This window comes from Deminuibacter soli (assembly GCF_003412455.1).
Classification (GTDB): domain Bacteria; phylum Bacteroidota; class Bacteroidia; order Chitinophagales; family Chitinophagaceae; genus Deminuibacter; species Deminuibacter soli.
The window spans coordinates 286,047-307,818 of record NZ_QTJU01000005.1 but is presented as its reverse complement, the minus strand read 5'-3'; the positions used below and the strand labels follow the sequence as shown (position 1 = coordinate 307,818).

Here is a 21,772-nt window from a genome sequence, read left to right as displayed (position 1 = left end):
TATCATGAAACTGATCAATTATATACTGCCGGTGGCCTTGCTTACAACAGGTGTATCGTGCAAAAAATGGGTAGAGCCTACTTTATACAGTTCCCTTTCAGATACGGATGCTTTTCAAAAAAAGGATGATGCAGTTGCTGCCGTAAACGGTGTGTATTCACGTTTGAAACAACCGAGCGGTATAGGCGATTCTTATCAATACTACGCGGGTTTCCAGATGACTATTTCCGATTTTACCACTGATATTGGACATTCCAGCCAGTCTGGCGACATCTCCCTGTTGTCAGACTGCCAGTGGTCTACCAATAACAAGTACCTCAACTTTGCGTGGCAGCACCAATACAAACTGGTATCCGACGCCAATACGGCCATGTATTACCTCGGTAAAATGACTACCATTACCGATGCGGAGAAAGACCAGTTTATGAGTGAGCTGCGTTTCCTGCGTGCCATTGGTTACATGGATCTCACTGATGCCTTTGGCCCGGTCATACTGATGACCGAACAAAACATCGGCAGCCCTTCGTACAGCTCACAGCCCAAAACATCTACAATAGAAGAGATCGAGAAATTTATTACCGAAGACCTGCAGTTTGCCGCAGCCCATTTGCCGGTAAACTATGTAAACAACGCTATATATCCTACCAACGATGTGGGCCGCGCCACCAAAGGCGCAGCGCTGTCGCTGTTAACCAAACTGTACATGCGCCAGCATAACTGGCAGGGTGTGGTTGATTTAACCAAACAGATCGCTGATCTCAATCAGTATGAATTGTTCCCTACCTATGCCGGTTTGTTTGCAGAAAGCAACAAGTGGTGTAAGGAATTTATCTTCAGCGCGCTGGCCGATGCATTAAACGACGGTACAGAGCTGATGAACCATTTCGGTCCGCTGAACAACCCCGTGGTAACCGACCGCTGGCAGTATTACGCGGTATCCTGGTACTTCTGGAACAGCTATGCTAAAAATGATGACCGCCGCGAAATGTTCTTTTACGATTACCAGGGATCAGACGGACTGCATTACATGCAGGCGCCTGCCGGTGTAATCAATCCGCCTGAAGGTGCGTATTACCTGCCCGATGTTGCCACCAAAAAATATGCAGATCCCGCCGGTTCAAAAACCTACTATGATGGCCACGGTATTCCCATTCTGCGTTATGCCGACATACTGCTGTGCAGGGCCGAAGCATTAAACGAATTGAATGGCCCCAATGATGAAAGCATCGGCCTTATCAACAGCGTTAAAAACCGCTCACATGCCACACCGCTTACTGCAGCCGGCACCTACACCAAAGAAACCCTGCGTGATGCTATTTTACAGGAACGCAGCTGGGAGCTGTTCTTTGAATGTAAACGCAGGCAGGACCTTATCCGCATGAACAAGTACCAGGATGTGGTAAACACCTACCTCAATGCAGTAGGCAAACAACCCGTGATCAGCATGCCCAAGCACAAATACTTTCCATACCCGCAAACCCAGGTTGATTTGAACCCCAACCTTGACAATAGCGGACGTTTGTAAAATAGGTTTTATGATGATGAATGATGCAGCGTTGCCGTTATAGCAGTTATACGGCAGCGCGCTTCATTTTTTAAGCAGGTATTGCATGAAGAGAAAAATGAGCACAGTAATGCGCAGATGGATAGCAGGGTTAACCCTGCTGGCGGTGGTGGCCGCAGCCGCAGGCTGCGGTAATGACTGTGCACACCTGGTAACCGGTATCCGTATAGATGAGGCAGGCAACAATGCATTGAAAGTGCAGGTAAAAGTAACCACCAGCGCAGCTGCCGATGTGCACATTGAATACCGCCTGCAGAACAGTACCGGTGACTGGTTTGCAACACCGGTATCCAAACAGGGCACTGCGCATAAACTGGTATTAACCAACCTGCAGTTCAGGCAGCCTTATGTTTTTCGTATTGTAACTGCTAAGGATGGCTGCAGTGCTGTGAGTAAGGAGTACACTTTTACTTCACCGGGTGCACCATTATGGCTGAAGGATATGTATTCAGTGGTTTGCCCGGATACCAGTGTGTTGCCGGCCGCGTTTAAAAACGGCTACATGCTATTGTACAAACGCGATGCGCCGGGCATTTTATCTATCATCGACTACAACGGTGATCTGCACTGGTACCACCAGGTAAACGGCACCGGTTTTAAAACAGCCACATTCACCCAAAACAATACCATACTTGCGATATTGGGTACAGCAGCTTATCAAACCAGTTATGGCAATGAAATACTGGAACTCTCGCTGGCGGGTGATACGGTGTTTCATTTAAAGAAAGGAGAGGCAGGTTTGCAGCAAACCATTCACCACGAAATTCTGCTCAACAACCATAACCAGGTAGTCACCATTTGTGCGGATGAACGCATCCTGGATTTATCTGCACGCGGTGGCAGCAAGGCAGATACCGTGAAAAGCGATGGCATTATTGTACTGGATAAAAAGGGTAATGCGGTGTGGAAATGGTCTGTATTCGATGCCCTGAACCCGCTGGATGATGCGTCGATTGTAAAAGACCGCAATGACTGGATGCATGCCAACAGTCTTTGCCTGGATACAGATGGCAACTACCTGCTTTCGTTTTATAACAACGGGCAGATCTGGAAAATTGATGCCCATACCGGCAAGGTCATCTGGAAATTCGGGAAAGGCGGTGAGTTTGCCATGCCTGAAGGCAGTGTATTTGATAACAGCCATGCCATTCACCTGAACAGCCATGGTGCATTAATGCTGTTTGACAATGGTACCAGCAAACAACGTTCGCGCACGCTGGCCTTTACCCTCGATGCACAGAACAAAAAGGCAACGCTTGCCATGCAGGTATTGCTGCCGCCGGATATGTACAGCGAACGCATGGGCAGCGCTTACCTGGTAAACGATACTGCGGTGCTGCAATGTTGCTCAAAACGCAATGTGGCGGCGCTTACCAATTTGCAGGGCCGCTTTTTATGGGCTTTGAAAGCAGGCGGTTCACCGTACCGGGTTAACTTTTTACACCCGGAGCAGGTGCGCCCGTATATTGGCCGTTAATTTTTTTGACTACTTAAGCAATCGCGTATGAAATGGAAACAGTATGCAGTGATAACAGGGATGGCGGCTGTAACAGCAGCAGCGATTATGGCATCCTGCCTTTCGGGGGCTGCGGAAAAAAATGCGGGCACTGTTGTAAAAGAAGCGCCTGCAGAAGAGCAGCCGGTACTGGTAGACACACTGGCCATACCCCATGATAAGTTTGGCGAATCGGTACGTTATGGCCGTGAGCTGATGCTGCGCACCGCGTATTATATTGGTCCGAACGGGATAAACGGTCAATACCTCGGCAACAAGATGAACTGTACCAACTGCCACCAGGATGCAGGCACCAAGCCCTATGCATTTAACCTGGTTGCCTCACACGAAAACTACCCGCAGTACCGTGCGCGGGAGGGCAAGGTATTAACCCTGGCTGAGCGCGTGAACAACTGCGTAATGCGCCCGCACAACGGTAAACCGCTGCCGCTGGATAGTAAGGAGATGATTGCCTTTCTGAGTTACCTGAAATGGATCAATAGCTTTGCACCAAAGGGCAGTCATTTTAAAGGAGAGAAAAACCTGGATGTGCATTTCCCCGACACCGCGGCCAACCCTGTTAACGGCAAAGCCTTGTACAGCACGTACTGCAGCCGTTGCCACGGCACAGAGGGACAGGGGCAGCTGACGGCAGACAATGGTACGTATACTTATCCGCCGTTATGGGGTGCCAATGCATACCAGCCCGGCTCCAGCATGCACCGCGTTATTAAACAGGCGCAATGGTTGAAAGCGAATATGCCGTATGATAAAGCTACACACGATAAACCCTTCCTGACGGATGCAGAAGCCCTCGATATTGCTGCCTTTGTAAATGATGACAAGCAGCATACCCGCCCGGGTGTGAAAAGTTTTGATTACCCGGTGGCAGCAGAAAAGCCGGTGGATTATGACCACCCGCCATTTGTGGACAGCTTTTCTGTAGAACAGCACAAATTCGGTCCGTACAAGCCGGTAGTTGATTCATGGAAAGCCAAAGGCATGAAGGCGGTCTATTAAGATGGTTTGATAGCTGGATGGGCTTTATGGTTGAACACCGGTGGCTTTGTTGCGGAACAGTTGTTCACACAGCCAGGCAATGGGCAGGGCGATAACAACACCTACTGCATAACATACACAGTCGCTCCATTTAAAGCCGAAGCCGAGAATGATGCCAAAGGGAAATGTATGGCGCAGTTTTACGATCCAGGCTGCCTGGTATAATTGCTGCAGTTCAATACAAATGCAAACGATATAGCTGATTAGGGCAATACGCAGCAGGGGTTTCAGCGGATACAGGAAACGGATGCCAAAGAAAATACAGGTTGCGGAAAATACATCACCGCCATATTCCTGCACCAGCGGGGAAAAGTATTGGGGAGCCCAGCGGGTGGCCAGGCCAAGCGGGATATTAAGTAATATCAATACGGTGTATAACCAGCGTCTTTTTTGCTTCATAACAGGGATCGGGCGTTTAAATATAAAGGTTAGATACATAATAATTAACTGGCTATTTATCATGCAGGCCAGCTGATATTGGCTGAAATAGCGTGAGGTCTATTTGGGTGAATAGTGAATAGTCAATAGTGAATAAAACAGCTGTTTACTTGCCTATGGCTGTGTCCCCACAGCCGCAGGCGACGTATACACATTCATTGCCTATTCACCATTCACTATTCACTGTTTTACCAGGCTCTCAATGCCTCTATCTCTGCCAGTGTTTTGGGCAGGTACTTGCCCAGTTTGTGTGCGCCGGTATCAGTAACCAGGAAGTTATCTTCAATACGGATGCCGCTGAAATCACGGTAGCTTTCCAGCGTGCTGTAGTTGATAAACGCATCCAGTTTATTTTCGGCCTTCCAGGTATCAATCTGCTCGGGAATAATGTATACGCCGGGCTCAATGGTAAATACAAAACCGGGTTCCAGTGCGCGTGCAAGGCGTAACGATTTCCAGCCAAATTCCTTACTCTTCACCATGCCGTCGCCATAACCCACATGCTGTTCGCCCAGGTCTTCCATATCGTGCACATCCATGCCCATCATGTGTCCCAGCCCGCATTGGAAAAACAGGGTATGTGCGCCTGCTGCCACAGCTTCCTGCGGGTTGCCTTTCATCAGGTTTACGCCCACAAGCCCCTCTACCAGTTTTTCACAGGCCTGGGTATGTACTTCTTTATAGGTAATGCCGGGTTTCAGTAAGCTGATGGCATGGTTCATCGCGTTGAGCACTACTTCATAAATTTCCCGTTGCCTGGCAGTAAACTGTTTGCCTACCGGGAATGTGCGTGTTAAATCACCGGCATAGTGCATATTGTTTTCTGCGCCGGCATCTACCAGCAACATCTGTCCTTCCCGGATGGTATTGTGGTGTGCATGGTTGTGCAGCACCCCGCCGTTAATGGTAAGGATAATGGGGTACGATAAAGTGGCGCCTGCTGCCTGTGCTGCTTCGTGCACTTTGGCGGCAATTTCATATTCCTTCATGCCCGGGCGGGTGTATTGCAGGGCTGCCAGGTGCATATCGGCACTGATGGAAACTGCTTTCTCCAGTTCAGCCACTTCACAGGCTTCCTTGTGTGCACGCTGGGCAATAACGGCTTTGATAAAGGGGAGAGAAGCTTTTTGCTGTAACTGCTCCGGTGGCCATTGCAGCCAGGCGCTTAGTTTTAGCTGGTTTTCGGGCCGGTAAGGCGGCAAAATATGAACGGTGCGGCCGGCGGTTTGAGCTTTCTGCAATGCCTGCTGTACCTGTGCATAGGGCTGTGTTTGATCGATGCCTACCATGGCGGCCATATCTTTTACAGATGGCAGCGGGCCTGTCCAGATAATTTCGTCGAGCGTAAGCTCGTTGCCAAAAATGGTTTCGGTATTATTGTCAATATCGATAATGGCGGCCAGCATGGGCACATCCAGACCGAAATAATATAAAAAGCTGCTGTCTTGCCTGAAGGGATAGCAATTGTCTTTGTAGTTCATGCTGCTTTCTTCATTGCCCATCAGTAACAATACGCCAGATCCCATTGCCTTTTTCAGTGCAGCGCGGCGGCTGGTGTAAACCTGTTTTTCGAAAAGATGTAAATGCATGTGTTTACTTTTTAGGAAGGCTACAAAATAACGCATAAAAAATGAGCTGTATACATTACAAAAAGCAGGTTGGCAGGCACTTGCTGTTGAATATGGGTTTGATTAATATCAAAAGAGCCTGGTTAAGGGGATTGAATTGTATAACTGCCGAATTGCTGCCTCCGGAATTTAACAAATTGTATAAGTGCTTATATATCACCCGGCAAGTGCGTATAAGCCTGTTGTAACGTATACAAACGTATTAACCGCACGGTTTATGTGTTTAACTTTGCGGCGATTAAAGAGGAGGAATTATGAAACTGATACAAGGTATCACTGTGCTGGCTGCTGTTTGCTTTATGCTGCCGGCAGCAAACGCTAAAGACAATACGGGTTTATATATGTCAGCCGGCGATTTCGAAACCCAGGCCCTGAAGTACACAGATAACTATGTTATCCGAACCAGCCCGTTGTTTAGTCCGTACAAAATAAAAGTGCTGAAAGCAGGAGATGTAACCGTTTTGTTTAAAGATGATGTGTATGGTTACCGCGACAGTAAAAAGCAGGATTACCGTTTTTTTAATGAAGCAGAATACAAAATCATCAACACGAAAGGTTTATACCTGTACAGCCGCCGTACTACTACTGTAAAAGGCAAAATACGTGAAACACATACCCAGTATTATTTCAGTGAAAATGCCAGCGCCCCGTTGAAAACTTTATCTATCTATCACCTGAAACAGGCATACCCCAACAATGCAGCCCTGCACGATGCACTGGATGCACAGTTCCGTTACGACCAGGACCTGGCGCAGTACGATAATTACCAGAAGCATTACAAGCTGGTTGGGCTGATGGAACGTTTCGTTAAACAATCATAGCAACTCCCCCGGTTTTTATAATACACGTGAATATAGTCCTGGCTTAGCCGGGACTTTTTTGTGCAATAAATTGCCGTTTTTAACGTTCTGAATAATCAAAACCATCAAACAATCAAACCATCAAAAAATAGAACAAGCAAACCGTTACTGATGCGCCGCAGGCGCTTCAGGATTTCTCCAGAATTGTTGCCTACTATTGATGTGACAAGTACTGTATGCTGCAGCAAACGCAAACGGAGCTTAACAAAACAGTTTAGCTGATTGGCCTGATTTTTACTATATTACCATATCAGGCATTTGCAGGCCGGCAGTTGAATACCGGTTATATGAACCCTATATAATATCGAGGAATGGAAAAGGTGTATTGGGACAATATAGAAACACACGTTAACAAACTGTTTGCAGCCAACGAGCATGCTCACCTGGTTTACCATAACCTGCAACATACCACGCAGGTAGTGTCGAGGGCCATGGAAATAGGACAGCATTATACCCTGAGCGAAGAACAATTGTTTGTATTGTTTGCGGCCGCCTGGTTTCATGATACCGGCCATTTGTTTGCCGCATGGGAGCTGCACGAGGAAAAAAGCGTGGAACTGATGCGCCAGTATTTTTCTGCTACAGATGTACCGGCTGCGCTTGTTGAGCAGATCGCCACCTGCATTATGGCTACCAAAATGCCTGCCCATCCTGCTTCCCTGCTCGAAGAAATCATCTGCGATGCAGACCTGTACCACCTGGGTACAGAGAAATTCTGGGAAACAGACGGACTGGTTAAGCAGGAAGTAGAGCTGCGCACCGGTAAATCTTTTCCGCAATGGGCCAGCAAGGCCTGTTCATTTCTTGAGAGCCATCGTTATTTCACCTCTTATTGCAACGAATTGCTGGGCAACGCCAAAACACACAATGTAGAGCGCATGCAGCAGCTGCGTGGATAAACACGTAAACAGGCAACTATTTCCCGCAATCGGCTATTGACCTGTAATGGCCGCCGCAGCTATCTTTACTTCAACAGTACATTCCTCTGTCAGTTTGGTTTTTACGGGACTGCCGGGCGCTCATAAACCGGAGAATTAATTTTAACTTACACCACCCGTAACATCTCTTTATGGAACAACAGCTCATCACCGGCATTCACCATGTAACAGCGCTGGCCGGAAGCGCACAGCAGAACCTGGAGTTTTATACAGGCATACTGGGCCTGCGTCTTGTGAAAAAGACCGTGAACTTCGATGCACCTGAAGTATACCATTTTTACTACGGCGATGAACAGGGCCACCCGGGCAGCATTCTTACCTTTTTTCCCTACGAAGGACTGGTAAAAGGCCGGCATGGCAAGGGCATGCTGAATACCACTACGTTTTCGGTACCAACGGCTTCACTCAATTACTGGTTAAACAGGCTGAAACGCTTTGGTGTAGCCTATAAGCAGCCTGCAGAACGTTTTAACAACGAGCTGGTGGTATATTTTGAAGATGCAGACGGGCTGGGGCTTGAACTGGTATTTAACGACAATGACCAGCGCAGGGGATATGAAGGCGGCCCGGTACAGGCAGAACATACCATCAAAGGTTTTTTCAACGCAGAATTATGGGAAGAAGGCTATGAGCGTACCGCGGGCTTGCTTACCGAACAACTGAACCATACGCTGATTGCTGAAAAGGGCAACCGTTTCCGCTTTGCGGCAACCGATTCGCCCGGCAACTATGTAGATATCCTGTGCATGCCCGATACCCTGCGCGGTTTACCTGGCAGCGGTACCGTGCACCACCTGGCTTTCAGCACACCCGACAGCGCCAGCCAGCTTTCTGTACGCCAGAAAATAAGCGGCCGCATGCTGAATCCCACACCGGTGCTTGACCGCAATTATTTCACTTCTATTTATTTCAGGGAACCAGGCGGCGTATTGTTTGAAGTTGCTACAGCAGCACCTGGTTTTGCAGTAGACGAAGCCCCCGAACACCTGGGCGAAGCGCTGAAGCTGCCCCGGCAATACGAAGCAGACCGCGCAAAGCTGGAAACAACGCTGGTGCCGGTAAGTGTCGATTACCAGAAATACAAATAGATGTTTTAAATGACTTAATGGTTAAATTGTTTTATAACCATCAAACCATTGAGCCATTTAACCACTGCGATAAAAAAAGCAGCCCCGCGGGGCTGCTTTTTTTATCGCAGTAGGGTGATATCCCCTTTCTTTTGATACTTGGTGCCGTCAAAAAATTCGATATCGGCAATGTACGTGTATACATCCTGCGGCTGTATGGTGCCTTTGTAGCGGCCATCCCAGCTGGGTTGTTTGGTGCTGTTGCTCTGGAACACCATTACACCCCAGCGGTTGTAAATGCGGAAGATCACCTTGCTCATACCATAACCGCGCAGGGTAATTACATCGTTTACGCCATCTCCGTTTGGTGTAAAGGCATTCGGCACATCTACCAGCGGTATTACCAGGGCTGCTACTGCATGGCAGGCCGTATCCATACAGCCATACTGGTTGGCTGCATACAAACAGGCTTTAAAGGTGTCTGTTGCCTGGTAAATATGTTTTACAGTAGTGTCGCGCATAATGGTGGGCAACCTTTCGCCATCACCAAAATCCCAGATATAGGAAGTGGCGCCGGATGAACCGTTCAGGAATACAACCGGCGTATTGGCTTCCGGTGTGATGGGTGTATAACTGAAAGCCGCTTCCGGTTTAGGGCTAACTGTAATGGTAAAAGAAGTATCTGCTGTTTTGTTACAGGTGTTATCGTCTTCTGCATGCAGTTTTACAATATAGGTGCCCGGTGTATTGTATAAATGCGTTGGGTTAATATCGGTAGAGGCAGGGCTGCCATCACCAAAATCCCAGCTAAACCGCTGACCACCCAGCGAGGTATTGGTAAACTCTGCTTCATAAGGTGCGCAGCCGGATGCAGGTGTTTCAAACTGTGCTTTTACCAATGGCGATATACGTACCTGTTTTAATACAGAATCAGGATAATTACAATACGATGTATCGGTTAGGCGCAGCACAATATTGTACGTGCCGGCAGCTGCGAAAGTATGTGTCTGGGTTTGTGTTCCCACCGAATCGGTTACCGTGCCGTCACCAAAATCCCATACAAACGACTTACTGGTAAACGGCCGCGATGGGGCAGTGGAAGTATTGGTAAAATCGTATTGCATGGAAGTACAGGGGCCTACCTTGGTAAAATCGTACGAGAGAAAAGCCCTGTCTGTTCTTATGCGGATATCGGCATAAGCTGTATCATATACATTACATGAACTGGGATCAACCGAAATCAGCCTTGCGCGGAAGTTACCGGGGTTCAGGTAGGTATGGTTTATTTTATTGTCCGTGGTGGTAACATCGGGCGTTCCGTCGCCAAAGCTCCAGATATATTGCTTGCCCATGGCCATGGTGTCTTCAAACAACACGTCAGAAGGGGCGCAGCCGCTGGTTTTGCCCACGATGCCTTCAATGGTGGTACGCAAACCTGCAGAGATACCGGCAAGGTGGAAGGCCATTTTAATGGCTGCCAGGTTACAGCCGGCTACATCGCCATTCGATTTGGTAGTGCCGTTAACAGGCGCCCATACACCGGCTGTGGTAGGGAAGTGGTTGCCCGGTACGCTGAGATCGGTGCCGCCGCCGCAGTTGGCGCAAACGGCCTGGTAAATAACCCCGTCCTTATCAAACCGGCTGGTACCGCCATCTACGTGGTCAAACAAACCGCCTATCTGTCCAAACATGCTGCCATACAATTGTGCCGCTGCATCTTTCTTCAATACAAAAAAGTAGAAATCTGCTCCATCCCTCTGGGGACTGTTGGCGATATATGCATCAGGTGTTGTGGTTAAGGCGCGGGTATTGTTGTTGCCGTAGCCGGTAGCATTTTCGCCGCCGCCCCAGCCGGATACATACACGTTTTCACAACGGTCAACCAGGAAGGCGGTAATTGAAATATCCGGTTTGCCCTGTCCTGCACCAAACACGGTGGAATAGACATAGCCGCTGAGGTCGGGTTTTATTTTCGAGATAAACTGTTTGCCTTTGTCTTGTTTGAATGCCGCATTATCTGTGGTATACCAGGTGCCGGTGGTGGTACCGGTGATATAGGGCACGCCTCCCTTGTCGAACTGGATGCCGAATATAAGATCTTCACCCGGTGTGCCGAAGTAGGATGATTTGATAATACGTGAACCGTCGTTACTGATGATGGCTACAAACCCGTCGCAGTCGCCTTTCTGGTAGGTGCCTGCAATAACATTGCCATTGCCTGTGCCCGGGAAGTTCTCGCTTTGTGTGCCGCCCGCCACGTATATATTCTGGTCGTTCGGGTTTAATGCCAGTACGAAAGATGCATCATCTTTCGAGCCGCCAAGGTAGCTGCTGAAAATAATATTGCTGAGGTCGCCTGCTGTTTTAATCACTACGCCATCCTGTGCACCGCCTGATGTGGGCTGAAACGCGCCGGGGGTAGTGGGGAAGTCGGCAGACTGTGTTTGCGCTGCGAGATAAATATTATTGGCATCGTCGGTAATCACTTCACTTCTTGCATCATCGCCATAGTTGCGGCGGGTGCTGGATGCGCCTACCTGTGCTGCGCCTGCATAGTTGGTTTTTACGTTTACGCCATCCATGCCGCTGCCGCCTATGCGCCGTGAGCCTACCAGGGCAGAGCCGGCTGCATTCAGCTTGGTAAGCACAATATCATAGTTTCCCCTGTCAGGGCCTTCAGTGCCATACAGGGGTGAGGTTTGCGGATAACTTCTGCCCGATGTGGTACGGCCTGCGATAATGAGGTTATTGTTGTTATCTACCACCATACTATGTGGCTGGTCGTTACCTGCGCCGCCGATATAGGTTGCATATACCCGTTTGCTGCCCGATGAATTGAATTTCATGATGCCCATGTCAATGGCGCTGGTACCATCGTTGGTACCGCCGCCAAAACTGGTCTGGTAAGCGCCGTTCGATACCGGGAAGCCATTGCCAAACACGATGCCGCCTGCATACAGGTTGCCCTGTTTATCGTAGGTAGCGGTAAAACCCCAGTTATCGGCCTTGCTGCCTGTAAACGTAGAAAATACCAGCGTAGGATCTATCACCAGCGTGGATGATTTATCATAGTCTTCCAGCTGGAAGCTGACAATATTTTTCCTGATTACGTATTTAGCCTTCACAGTTACCTTGCCGTTGCTGCCGGCTGTGTAGCTGTAGGGGCTTAGTTCGTTTACATCACCAACGGATGTTTGTATGCGCAGGCTGCCGTTACCCTGGATAGACACTTTATCTGCCCCGTCAAAATACATGGCAATCTGCGAGGGATCAGCTCCCGGGTGTACAATAAAGTCGTATTTGAGCGAACCGTTGTAAGTATAATAACGGATATCGATACCGGTGTAGAGATTGTTATAGGTAACAGCCTGGTAGCTTACGCAGTTGGAAGCCCATTTGGTGGGATCACTTCCGATAAAATAATTGTTGTACGAATCGAGTGGTTTATCGGGAGCTGCTGTAATGGCCGAGGTATCGTTGCTGCCCATGAATATTACCTGGTAGGCATGCGAATGAATGATGATCGGCGCACCGGTACCATCCCCGCTGTTGCCACCCGTACCGCCGCTGCCGTCGGTGGGGTTATCGATCGTTTTGGCTGATTTTGGTGGCTTTGTAACAGGTGTAACCGGGCCGCTTCCGATAGAAAGCCCGTGCATGTAATTGTGTACCCGCTTTATGTCTGCCTCGTTGTTCAGCATAATGCGGTAGCCGTTTTTTTGCAGTTGCAGCGCGCCGTTGTTGGCCAGCTCACCCCTGAAATCAGCCTGCTTGTCCCACTGTCCCTTGTTTTGTACAAATTCCAGCAGTTGGGCATTGCTGCTGGTGCAGGCAAGCAATAAAATCCCTATCGCCGGAATGAATTTGAAAATCTTCTGCAACACAACGCGTATTTATATAATAAGTATAGAAACAAAAATAGTCATTGATCAAACGAAAATTTGTTAATAAAATTTTGCATCTGATTGTCGTATAGATGCTGCCGGCATTCTAAAAGCTGCCTGCGTTACCCAGCCGGCTTAAAAAGCTAACAGCAAATTAAAACAGTTAATGGGCGGCAAGGTTGGGAAATATGTACTTTCCGTTGTAAATTATACAACCAAATCAACCAAATATTCAATATGAAGTACCTGCTTGCTGCTATGCTCAGCGTAATGCTGTATCCTGCTTTTGCCAGTCCGCGCAACCACACGCCTACTCTTGTACGCAATGATTCTGCCGATTTACGGGTTTTCGTAGGAAAATATCTTTTCCCCGATGATTCTCCCGTAAGATTGGTGGAAGTGTTCCTGAAAAACGATACGCTTTGTTTTAAATCAGATCATGATAGCGGTGCATTTAAAAGGGTAGAGCGTGACAGTTTTGAGTTCAGCACCGATCAGTACAGTGGCAAAGTGTTGTTTAAACGCAATGCCAACAGTGGCAAGGCTACCGATATCATTATTTATGTGGCCGATATGGTGCTGGAAGGCAAAAAAGAAGAAAACGGCGAATAAACCGTTCTGCCCAAGCTGCTTGGGTATTGCTGTTTTTTCATCAATGTTGTAGGGATGGGTTCCGTTGTTTTAACCCGGAGAGGCGAACATATGAGCAAAAATTGTTGTATCATTGCCGCCAACCCCGGTTTCTTTCAAAGAACCCATCCTTAAAAAAACAAAGATGAAATACCTGATTCTTGTATTTTTAGTGGTATCCGCTTTTTTTTGCCCGCCTGTGAACGCCCAGCAGCACAAATACCTGGTGCGTGACTACGTGAATGAACATACGGATAAATGCAAAGAACTGTCACAGAGTTATGGCATTCCTGCGTCTATTATTATAGGTACTGCCATTGTTGAATCGGGCGCAGGCAGCAGCCGCAATGCGCAATTGCTCAACAACCATTTCGGTATTGTTGGCAAAAACAAACTGGCCCAGCGCAATCCTCCCATCAAAACCAAGTACAAACAATTTGAATCTGTCGACGCATCTTACGAAGCCTTCTGCAAAATACTGAGCAGGCGCAAATACTATCAAACGCTGAAAGACGATCGTGATTACAGCAAATGGGTTTCTGCCATCAGTGCCGCAGGTTATTCTACCACTCCCGATGTGTGGAAGCAGAAAATGATGCATACCATCAAAAAATATCACTTAACCAACCTGGATAATTAGCCTGTATGCGTACCGGCTACAAACAGCTACATTTGCGCCTAAATTTGCATGATTTTGTCGCACAGGTATTTTGTTTTGAATAAGCCGTACAATATGTTGTCGCAGTTTGTGGGTATCCATGAAACGGCGCCAATGCTCGGGAGCCTTGATTTTGATTTCCCGGAAGGCATTCATGCAGTGGGCAGGCTCGACAGGCAATCTGAAGGGTTGCTGTTGCTCACTACCAACAAAAAAGTAACACGCCTGCTGTTCCTGGGTGAACAGCCGCACAACAGAACCTACCTGGTGCGTGTAAAAAATGTGGTGACCCCCGAAACGCTCGAGCGCCTGCGAACAGGCGTACCCATTATTATACAGGGCGGCGAAACCTATATCTCCACGCCCTGCGATGTGCAGCTGGAGCCAGAGCCGGTTGATTTATTTCCGCCTGCTGTTCCGCAAAACGTACATTACCCGCACAGCTGGCTGCGTATTACACTTACCGAAGGCCGTTTTCACCAGATCAGGAAAATGGTGGTGTCTGCCGGGCATCGCTGCCAGCGCCTCATCCGCACCTCCATCGAAGACATTACCCTCGGCGATCTGCAACCCGGCTGTATCCGCGAACTGGACGAGCAAACCTTTTTTGGCCTGCTGCATATACGCAACTGGGAATAGTGCGCCGCAGGCGCAGTTTCACGTTTAAAGTTTCACGTTTAAAGTTTCAGGGTTTAAAGTTCAATTGTTCAATTGTTTCATTGTTCAATGAGGATGGGATATGACAGGGGGGTGTACCACGTAAATGTGGTTGTGCTGCGGGTGTTCGATTATTTTGGCTACACCTTCAACAGGTGCGCCACGCTGAGACTGATAATCATGCTGAAGAGCCTGCGGATATGAAAAAACTGGTCCATTTGTTTATTGCTTTGGTTACAGGTTATGAACGTAGGATAACATGAGCCCTGTGGCGAACCTTGTGGCCTTTACCGTATGGGGATCGCCCTGCAGGAAGTTTTGCTCATTCGGGTTATCGAAATTGATGGGTTGCATAAAATTATGGGTGCTGCCATAGGTAAACAGCAAGCCCGGCCGCAGGTTGAATTTGCGCTTCCGGAAATTGGCTCCCAGCTGCAGGTGGTACTGGCTCCAGTTGCTGAGATTGGCGACCATACCATTTTCGTCTTTAAAGTGTTTATCGTCAGCATAGGTAAAATCTGTTCTGAAGCTGCAATAACCCTGTACCGCCGGTGTAAAGTTAAAGCTGATGCCTGCGGCGAGGTTAAACACCGCGCGGTGAATGTCTTTGAACTTCAGCAGGGCGGAAGTGGTTTCATCAAACCCACCGGTATCGGGCCGTATATAGGTGTCGTTGCGTGGCGTAACCACATTGTATTCCTTTACGCGGGCAAAGTATTCAGCTGCCAGGTAAATCTGCCCGCTGCTGCTGTAATCAAAAGCATAGCCCAGGCCAATACTCAGCGGGGTTTTGTACTTGTTGTGCAGGCTGGTTTGCCGGGTATTGGCCAGCAGGTTAAAGTTAATGTCAAGTTCATCGCGGATATTGTTTACCTCAAAATCACTCAGTAATGTACCCCTGCCGCCGATTTGGACCTGTGGCAGGCCAACGGTAAGTCCGAGGTGATGCCGCCCATTGTTATAGGCCAGTCCGCCTTTCAGTTGCAAACCTACATTGAGGTACGAGAGCAGGTAACTTTCTTCTGAGCTGGAAATAGGCGGGTAAATAGAATCCGGTGCATTCACGAGCGCCCTGGAAGTGATATCAAGATCGTAGGTTTGTTTGCGCAGCTGTGCTGCCAGCGAGAAACCTGCCGACAAACTGGGCGTTATTTCAAAGCCGGCGGCCATCAACGCCGTTGTATTAACGGTGCTGTTCTGGAGGGCTACCTGGCCAATATAGTATTCCGTTCCCGGGCTGTACGAATCGTTAAGCACATTCTGCTGCACATCTTTGCGCTGCGTTGCCTGGAACGACATGGAGGGCTCGCGCAGCAGGGCATAGGCAAAGCCGGCATGTTTAAACGATACCACACCCGATATCATCTGCGGTATTACGCTCGCCCCCTTTGAGTGCAGGCTGTACCCTGTGCCTACCCCGTTTTTAAGATTGATAGATTCGAACTGGTACAGGGTGGCATTAATGGTGGCCGTGCTTTTATGGCTCCAGGCCAGCAACGCGGGATTGTAGAAAAGCATCCCGCTGTCTTTGTTATAGGCTATTACCGCACCCGGGGTGGTAAAGCCGCCTGCACAGTAAGAACTGTTCCAGTAATTGGCGTCCTGCGCATGGGCGCAGCAAATGGCAGTGAGCAAAGCAACTGTTACACAGTAAATTCTATTTCTATGCATCTGGTCAGGTTTTCTTACATTTAAACATACCTATAAACAATGCTTATGAAGCGCAAGCGGCCTGTACTACTGCAATTGTTATATGCGATGGCCATGCTGTTAACAGCCTGTAATGGATTGTATGCACAGAATCTCGGCTTCAGCGAGCCCATTCATTACCTGCCCGGTGTTCGTACCGACAAAGCGCTGGATATTACCAATTTTAAAAAAGGATTTTTTGTTACCTGGAAAGGCACCGGTGCAACAGCACCTGTATATGTGGCTTATCTCGGTAAGCAGTATGATACCAGTTTTAAACAGCAGGCAGTTACCATTGCTGAAGGGAAAAGCGCATATGCGCCTGTTCTAAGAGTTTTCGGGAACCGTATGTATTTGTTCTGGATTGATATGGACGGTACTGTAAAATACATAATCAATAATACAGACACAAGTTTTAATACGGGAAATGTATACAGTTTTACGCTGAACAATGCGCCTGTTGTATCGGCGGGCATTACTGCTGCGAAGGTGGGTGGCAAACTGGTAATAGCCACACATGGCAGCGGCGACCAGTTATTGCTGGCCATTACCGAGCCGGGCGCCGATGGCGTGCTGCCCGCAACGCAGGCCGTGCCGCTGCCGCAACAAGGCACTGAATACCCCTTTGTGGTGGCCCTGGGCGATACTGCATTGCGGCTAACCTATAAAGGCAAAAAGCAGGATTTGTTTTATGCAGACTACAACCTGCAACACAACAGCTTTTCACCGCAGCAATCACTGGCAGGTGCCGCATCTGAAGTGGCACCAGCTGTATACCGTGTGTTTACTGCCAACCGGCTGTTTTACATCTGGCGTGGTGCTAAAAAAGACGACCGGTTGTACTACAGTACCGATACCATTCAAATGCAGCCGCGCGCCGGCGTGGCTTTGCCACCCTTATTTACTACGCAAAACCCGGTATCCATTTGTACAGTGGATGATAAAAAATTCATTCTCTCCTTTGTGGGTAATGACGGCAGTTTATACCTCAGCTATTTTACCAATTACCAAACCGCCAGCTGGATGGGCGACCTGTTATTGCCGCGCAACGAACACCTTACGTTGAAAGATGTGGTATTGCCCGGCTCGCACGATGCAGGCATGTCGGTGTTAAGTGGTACAGGTGGTATGCAGGCCAGTTCAGTTAACGAATGCAATACCCTTACCCAGTCACAGAATATCGCGCGCCAGCTGGAGGCGGGTATCCGTATGTTTGATTTAAGGGTGGGCAGTTTTAAGAACGACCTGTATGTTAAACACTGCTCCGCCGATTGTATGGCCGATGCCATGGGCGGCGGTTATGGTGAAAAGCTGGGTACAGTGCTGGATGCGGTACACAACTTTATGCAGCAGCACAACAGGGAAATTGTGCTGCTTACGTTCAGCCATTTCTGCGAAAGGGAAACGTCGGCGCAACAGCTGGCAGCCTATATTGCCGGTAAACTGGGCAGCAGCCTGCTCTATAAATCAGGCAGCAAAAAGCTGGATGCGCTTACCTTACAGGAGCTGGCAGGCAAGGTACTGGTGAGCTTTGAAGGAAAATATTATCCAGCGCAGGGCATCGATTCATGCGCCATACAAACGGCTTCCGGTGCATTTATTAATTTCAGGCGTGCTTATGCAGCTACCAATGATATTAAAAAACTGCTGCAATGCGAAGAACAGTTTTTTACGGAATTAAAGGATGGCACAGCAGCCAATGACCTGGTGCGGCTTGACTGGCAGCTAACGCAAAGCAGCGAAGAGGCAGCGATGGTGTGCAACGATTTCCAGAACGAGAAAACCAGTCCGCTGGTGAATGGTGCCATGCTGCTGACCAATATCCTGAAAAAGAACCAGAGCATTACCGACCTGTCGCTGAAAGGCAATAAATACCTGCCTTCCCAGCTGAACCAATGGATCAGCAGCGGTATTGTTAATCGCCGCAACAAGCCCAATATTATATATGTTGATGTGGCCGGCGCCTGGATCACCGATTACTGTATACAATTAAACCAGTTGGAGCTATATCGTTAGCAGCACAGGAGGTACATGAAAAATGATTATATTGGTGTCAGCCAAACTAACTGACATGAAAAATATAGCCATCCTGCTAGCCGTATTGTATTGCCTGCCTGCCAGTGCACAGGATTCAATAACCCGTGCTGTTGTTCCCCAGACTTCCGTAAAAAAACACGTAACGCTTGATGAAAACAGTATTGTTCGGGACAGTGCAGGTAACCGGTACGATTATGATGCCTGGCATAACTTGTATATAACAGGCAAATACCGGATGATCACCAAACGCGATGTGCCGGGTGAATACTTTCTTGTAAAATTGAGCCAGGAAGAACTTGACCGCAGGGCTGAAAGTATGCCCAAACCCAGGGAGACACCTTGGTTCACCACCGGTGCACCGGTAGATGCATTTAAGATAAAAGATATCAATGGTCATACCTTTAGCCTGAAAGACATGCAGGGAAAAGTAGTGGTACTCAATTTCTTTTTTGTTGACTGCGCCCCCTGCAGGCAGGAAATACCCGATCTCAACACACTGGTAAGCAGCTACAGTAACAATAGCGACGTAGTATTTCTTGCCGTAGCACTCGATGATAAATACCGGTTGAAAGATTTTCTGAAAGAGAACCCCTTCAGCTATCCCGTGGCAGCGGATGGCCGCTGGCTTACCGAAAAAACAGGAATTACTTCATTTCCTACGCATGTGGTGATAGGCAAAGACGGCAATGTGCTGTTTCATACGGCAGGCGGCGGGCCGGGTGTATTTCACTGGCTCAAAAAGAGCATTATACAGGCAACAGGCAGTTAGCTGCGTAAATGTTTGTATCTTGACGGTCTTTTCTATAGTAATTCGGTAGAGTAATGGCTGCTTATAAAAAACTGGTAATTAAAATAGGGTCCAATGTGCTTACGCGTGAAAACGGTTTGCCGCATGCGGAGCGGATCAGCGAACTGATAGATGAAATGGCTGCACTGAAGCAGCAGGGCATTGAAGTGATACTGGTATCATCCGGCGCAGTGGCAGCAGGCCGCAGCATGGTAAAAGTATCTGACAAATATGATATCGTTGCCGCACGGCAGTTACTGGCTTCTGTTGGACAAATACAGCTCATCAGCAATTACGAACGCCTGTTCAGGGCGCATGATATAACCTGTTCGCAGGTGCTGGTTACACGGGAAGACTTCCGTGACCGCCTGCATTACCGCAATATCTACAACTGTTTTGACATACTGCTAAAGCACAGCATCATCCCCGTGGTAAATGAAAACGATGTGGTGTCTGTTACAGAACTGATGTTTACCGACAATGATGAACTGGCCGGTTTAATTGCCTCTATGATGAAGGCAGACGCGCTCATCATTCTCACCAATGTAGATGGCCTGTATACCGGTCACCCGGCAGATCCCGCATCACAGCTCATTGAAGCGGTTACACCCGCCATGGATGACCTCGCTGCGTTTATCAGTTCAGAGAAATCGAACTTTGGCAGGGGCGGTATGCTCACCAAGTGCAACATGGCTCGTAAAATAGCCGGGCTGGGTATTGCGGTGCATATTGCCAACGGCACTAAACCCGGCATACTGCAGCAGGTGCTGAACAATAGCATTCCGCACACCAGCTTTTTGCCCTTTGAAGGCAGTGTATCGGGCAGCAAACGCTGGATGGCGCATGCAGGCAACTACGCCAAAGCCGTGGTACACGTAAACAAAGGCGCAGGCGAAGCACTCAGGGGAGAACGCGCAGCCAGCCTGCTGCCGGTGGGCATAACAGCCATTGAAGGCGAATTCAGGAAAAAAGACCTGGTACGTATTGTAGATGAAAACCATGCGGTGATAGGCGTGGGGATAGCGGAATACGGATCAGACAAAGCACAGTCCTTACTGGGCATGAAGAACCAGAAGCCGCTGGTGCATTATGATTATTTATACCTCCATCATCATTAATATGGAAGCCAACTACATACAATTGTTCAACGAAGCGCGTGCCGCTGCTGATGCATTGTCCTTGCTGGATACACCATTGATCAACCGGGTACTCAATGCCATTGCCGATAAGGTAACGGCGAATGTTGCGTCCATACTCGAAGCCAACCGGGCAGACCTGGAGCGCATGCATCCTGAAAATCCCATGTACGACAGGCTGCTGCTGAACGAAGCACGTATACAGGGCATGGCAGCTGAGCTGCGGCATGTAGCGCAATTGCCATCGCCTTTGCAGGCTGTATTGAGCGAACAGGTATTGCCCAACGGCCTGCAGCTGTCGCGCATCAGCGTGCCGCTGGGTGTTATCGGTATTATTTATGAAGCACGGCCCAATGTTACGCTCGATGCATTCAGCCTGTGTTTTAAAACAGGCAATGCGGTACTGCTGAAAGGCGGAACAGATGCGCATCATTCCAACCTGGCTATTGTACAACTCATTCACAGTGTACTGCAGCAATACCAGCTGCCACAGGCAGCTGTAACCCTGTTGCCGCCCGAGCGTATTTCTACAGAAACATTATTGCAGGCCACTGGTTATGTAGATGTGGTGATACCGCGCGGCAGCCAGCAGTTAATTGATTTTGTGCGAAAAAATGCCCGTGTGCCGGTAATTGAAACAGGCGCCGGTATTGTACATACGTTTATTGATGCCACTGCCGATACCGAAAAAAGCAAGGCCATTATCCTGAATGCGAAAACGCGCAGGGTAAGTGTATGCAATGCGCTTGATTGTTTGCTGGTACATGAGGAACAACTGATTGACCTGCCCAATTTATTACAACCGCTCGCTGCTAAAAATGTAAAGCTGTATGCAGATGAACGCGCGTATGTTGCACTGCAACCACACTATCCCGCAGATCTGCTGGCGCATGCAACGGAAGAACATTACGGTACTGAGTTTTTATCACTGCAGATGGCGGTGAAAACAGTAGCGGATATTCATGAAGCATTGCAGCATATTCAGCGTTTCAGTTCCAAACACAGCGAAGCTATTGTATCACAAAACAAAAACAATATCGCCTTGTTCCTGCGTGCTGTAGATGCTGCAGCTGTATATGCCAATGCTTCCACTGCTTTTACAGATGGTGCACAGTTTGGCCTGGGTGCAGAGATCGGCATCAGCACTCAAAAGCTGCACGCCCGCGGGCCAATGGCATTACAGGCGTTGACAAGCTATAAGTGGATAGTGGTGGGAGACGGGCAGGTGAGGTTGTGAGTGAAGCG

General features: G+C 48.6%; 17 protein-coding genes. 13 read left to right on the top strand and 4 right to left on the bottom strand.

The genetic code is table 11. From position 1 onward, the window contains the following. Positions 1 to 4: 4 nt before the first annotated feature. The 3 genes from DXN05_RS15710 to DXN05_RS15700 all read left to right on the top strand — a co-directional run bounded on the left by DXN05_RS15710 (position 5) and on the right by DXN05_RS15700 (position 4,079). Positions 5 to 1,525, top strand: a complete 1,521-nt coding sequence (locus DXN05_RS15710) for a RagB/SusD family nutrient uptake outer membrane protein (protein WP_211330069.1) — start codon at positions 5 to 7, stop codon at positions 1,523 to 1,525. Positions 1,526 to 1,610: 85 nt separating this feature from the next. Beyond that, the gene (locus DXN05_RS15705) at positions 1,611 to 3,041 is read left to right on the top strand and encodes an aryl-sulfate sulfotransferase (RefSeq protein ID WP_116848218.1); all 1,431 of its coding nucleotides are present in this window, start codon (positions 1,611 to 1,613) and stop codon (positions 3,039 to 3,041) included. Between the two features lie 27 nt (positions 3,042 to 3,068). Next, on the top strand, positions 3,069 to 4,079 hold the full coding sequence (locus DXN05_RS15700; protein ID WP_211330068.1) for a c-type cytochrome: 1,011 nt from the start codon (positions 3,069 to 3,071) through the stop codon (positions 4,077 to 4,079). 24 nt (positions 4,080 to 4,103) lie between these two features. Here the strand turns inward: DXN05_RS15700 and DXN05_RS15695 are convergent, their stop codons facing one another. Next, positions 4,104 to 4,517 (bottom strand): ribosomal maturation YjgA family protein, encoded by a 414-nt coding sequence (locus tag DXN05_RS15695; RefSeq protein WP_158559273.1) that lies wholly within the window; start codon positions 4,515 to 4,517, stop codon positions 4,104 to 4,106. A gap of 227 nt (positions 4,518 to 4,744) precedes the next feature. Continuing rightward, positions 4,745 to 6,145 (bottom strand): aminopeptidase P family protein, encoded by a 1,401-nt coding sequence (locus DXN05_RS15690; protein ID WP_116848280.1) that lies wholly within the window; start codon positions 6,143 to 6,145, stop codon positions 4,745 to 4,747. 293 nt (positions 6,146 to 6,438) lie between these two features. Here DXN05_RS15690 and DXN05_RS15680 point away from each other — a divergent pair, with 293 nt between their 5' ends. The 3 genes from DXN05_RS15680 to DXN05_RS15670 all read left to right on the top strand — a co-directional run bounded on the left by DXN05_RS15680 (position 6,439) and on the right by DXN05_RS15670 (position 9,070). Continuing rightward, positions 6,439 to 7,005 carry a hypothetical protein gene (locus DXN05_RS15680; protein WP_116848215.1) on the top strand — a complete coding sequence of 189 codons (567 nt, stop codon included), beginning with the start codon at positions 6,439 to 6,441 and terminating at the stop codon, positions 7,003 to 7,005. Positions 7,006 to 7,355: 350 nt separating this feature from the next. Beyond that, the gene (locus DXN05_RS15675) at positions 7,356 to 7,943 is read left to right on the top strand and encodes an HD domain-containing protein (RefSeq protein ID WP_116848214.1); all 588 of its coding nucleotides are present in this window, start codon (positions 7,356 to 7,358) and stop codon (positions 7,941 to 7,943) included. A 170-nt stretch (positions 7,944 to 8,113) separates the two neighbouring features. Beyond that, entirely contained in the window at positions 8,114 to 9,070 is a 957-nt protein-coding gene (locus DXN05_RS15670) for a VOC family protein (protein ID WP_116848213.1), read from the top strand. A 101-nt stretch (positions 9,071 to 9,171) separates the two neighbouring features. Here DXN05_RS15670 and DXN05_RS15665 read toward each other — a convergent pair whose 3' ends face one another. Continuing rightward, positions 9,172 to 12,933 carry a gliding motility-associated C-terminal domain-containing protein gene (locus DXN05_RS15665; protein WP_147313940.1) on the bottom strand — a complete coding sequence of 1,254 codons (3,762 nt, stop codon included), beginning with the start codon at positions 12,931 to 12,933 and terminating at the stop codon, positions 9,172 to 9,174. Positions 12,934 to 13,170: 237 nt separating this feature from the next. Here DXN05_RS15665 and DXN05_RS15660 point away from each other — a divergent pair, with 237 nt between their 5' ends. The 3 genes from DXN05_RS15660 (at position 13,171) to DXN05_RS15650 (ending at position 14,860) form a co-directional block, all read left to right on the top strand. Beyond that, on the top strand, positions 13,171 to 13,545 hold the full coding sequence (locus DXN05_RS15660) for a hypothetical protein (protein WP_116848211.1): 375 nt from the start codon (positions 13,171 to 13,173) through the stop codon (positions 13,543 to 13,545). 163 nt (positions 13,546 to 13,708) lie between these two features. Beyond that, the gene (locus DXN05_RS15655; protein WP_147313939.1) at positions 13,709 to 14,203 is read left to right on the top strand and encodes a glucosaminidase domain-containing protein; all 495 of its coding nucleotides are present in this window, start codon (positions 13,709 to 13,711) and stop codon (positions 14,201 to 14,203) included. Between the two features lie 48 nt (positions 14,204 to 14,251). After that, positions 14,252 to 14,860, top strand: coding sequence for a pseudouridine synthase (locus DXN05_RS15650; RefSeq protein ID WP_116848209.1), 609 nt, complete (start codon positions 14,252 to 14,254; stop codon positions 14,858 to 14,860). Positions 14,861 to 15,112: 252 nt separating this feature from the next. Here the strand turns inward: DXN05_RS15650 and DXN05_RS15645 are convergent, their stop codons facing one another. Further along, a complete protein-coding gene (locus DXN05_RS15645) occupies positions 15,113 to 16,549 on the bottom strand; it encodes a hypothetical protein (RefSeq protein ID WP_147313938.1) in 1,437 nt (478 codons plus the stop codon). Between the two features lie 45 nt (positions 16,550 to 16,594). Between DXN05_RS15645 and DXN05_RS15640 the strand changes: the two genes are divergently transcribed. The 4 genes from DXN05_RS15640 to DXN05_RS15625 are packed head-to-tail and all read left to right on the top strand — an operon-like array spanning position 16,595 to position 21,764. Continuing rightward, a complete protein-coding gene (locus DXN05_RS15640; protein WP_116848207.1) occupies positions 16,595 to 18,583 on the top strand; it encodes a phosphatidylinositol-specific phospholipase C domain-containing protein in 1,989 nt (662 codons plus the stop codon). 55 nt (positions 18,584 to 18,638) lie between these two features. Next, complete coding sequence (locus tag DXN05_RS15635) at positions 18,639 to 19,373, top strand: TlpA family protein disulfide reductase (protein ID WP_158559272.1); 735 nt, start codon at positions 18,639 to 18,641, stop codon at positions 19,371 to 19,373. Between the two features lie 53 nt (positions 19,374 to 19,426). After that, on the top strand, positions 19,427 to 20,509 hold the full coding sequence (proB, locus tag DXN05_RS15630) for a glutamate 5-kinase (RefSeq protein WP_116848205.1): 1,083 nt from the start codon (positions 19,427 to 19,429) through the stop codon (positions 20,507 to 20,509). Beyond that, positions 20,481 to 21,764 carry a glutamate-5-semialdehyde dehydrogenase gene (locus DXN05_RS15625; RefSeq protein ID WP_245975224.1) on the top strand — a complete coding sequence of 428 codons (1,284 nt, stop codon included), beginning with the start codon at positions 20,481 to 20,483 and terminating at the stop codon, positions 21,762 to 21,764. Before proB ends, DXN05_RS15625 begins: the two co-directional genes overlap by 29 nt. Positions 21,765 to 21,772: the final 8 nt, after the last annotated feature.

What these genes read in the sequence shown, in the direction of transcription:
- DXN05_RS15710 (WP_211330069.1), top strand. Translation starts at nt 5, where the DNA reads ATGAAACTGATCAATTATATACTGCCGGTGGCCTTGCTTACAACAGGT.
- DXN05_RS15705 (WP_116848218.1), top strand. Translation starts at nt 1,611, where the DNA reads ATGAAGAGAAAAATGAGCACAGTAATGCGCAGATGGATAGCAGGGTTA.
- DXN05_RS15700 (WP_211330068.1), top strand. Translation starts at nt 3,069, where the DNA reads ATGAAATGGAAACAGTATGCAGTGATAACAGGGATGGCGGCTGTAACA.
- DXN05_RS15695 (WP_158559273.1), bottom strand. Translation starts at nt 4,517, where the DNA reads ATGAAGCAAAAAAGACGCTGGTTATACACCGTATTGATATTACTTAAT.
- DXN05_RS15690 (WP_116848280.1), bottom strand. Translation starts at nt 6,145, where the DNA reads ATGCATTTACATCTTTTCGAAAAACAGGTTTACACCAGCCGCCGCGCT.
- DXN05_RS15680 (WP_116848215.1), top strand. Translation starts at nt 6,439, where the DNA reads ATGAAACTGATACAAGGTATCACTGTGCTGGCTGCTGTTTGCTTTATG.
- DXN05_RS15675 (WP_116848214.1), top strand. Translation starts at nt 7,356, where the DNA reads ATGGAAAAGGTGTATTGGGACAATATAGAAACACACGTTAACAAACTG.
- DXN05_RS15670 (WP_116848213.1), top strand. Translation starts at nt 8,114, where the DNA reads ATGGAACAACAGCTCATCACCGGCATTCACCATGTAACAGCGCTGGCC.
- DXN05_RS15660 (WP_116848211.1), top strand. Translation starts at nt 13,171, where the DNA reads ATGAAGTACCTGCTTGCTGCTATGCTCAGCGTAATGCTGTATCCTGCT.
- DXN05_RS15655 (WP_147313939.1), top strand. Translation starts at nt 13,709, where the DNA reads ATGAAATACCTGATTCTTGTATTTTTAGTGGTATCCGCTTTTTTTTGC.
- DXN05_RS15650 (WP_116848209.1), top strand. Translation starts at nt 14,252, where the DNA reads ATGATTTTGTCGCACAGGTATTTTGTTTTGAATAAGCCGTACAATATG.
- DXN05_RS15645 (WP_147313938.1), bottom strand. Translation starts at nt 16,549, where the DNA reads ATGCATAGAAATAGAATTTACTGTGTAACAGTTGCTTTGCTCACTGCC.
- DXN05_RS15640 (WP_116848207.1), top strand. Translation starts at nt 16,595, where the DNA reads ATGAAGCGCAAGCGGCCTGTACTACTGCAATTGTTATATGCGATGGCC.
- DXN05_RS15635 (WP_158559272.1), top strand. Translation starts at nt 18,639, where the DNA reads ATGAAAAATATAGCCATCCTGCTAGCCGTATTGTATTGCCTGCCTGCC.
- proB (WP_116848205.1), top strand. Translation starts at nt 19,427, where the DNA reads ATGGCTGCTTATAAAAAACTGGTAATTAAAATAGGGTCCAATGTGCTT.
- DXN05_RS15625 (WP_245975224.1), top strand. Translation starts at nt 20,481, where the DNA reads ATGATTATTTATACCTCCATCATCATTAATATGGAAGCCAACTACATA.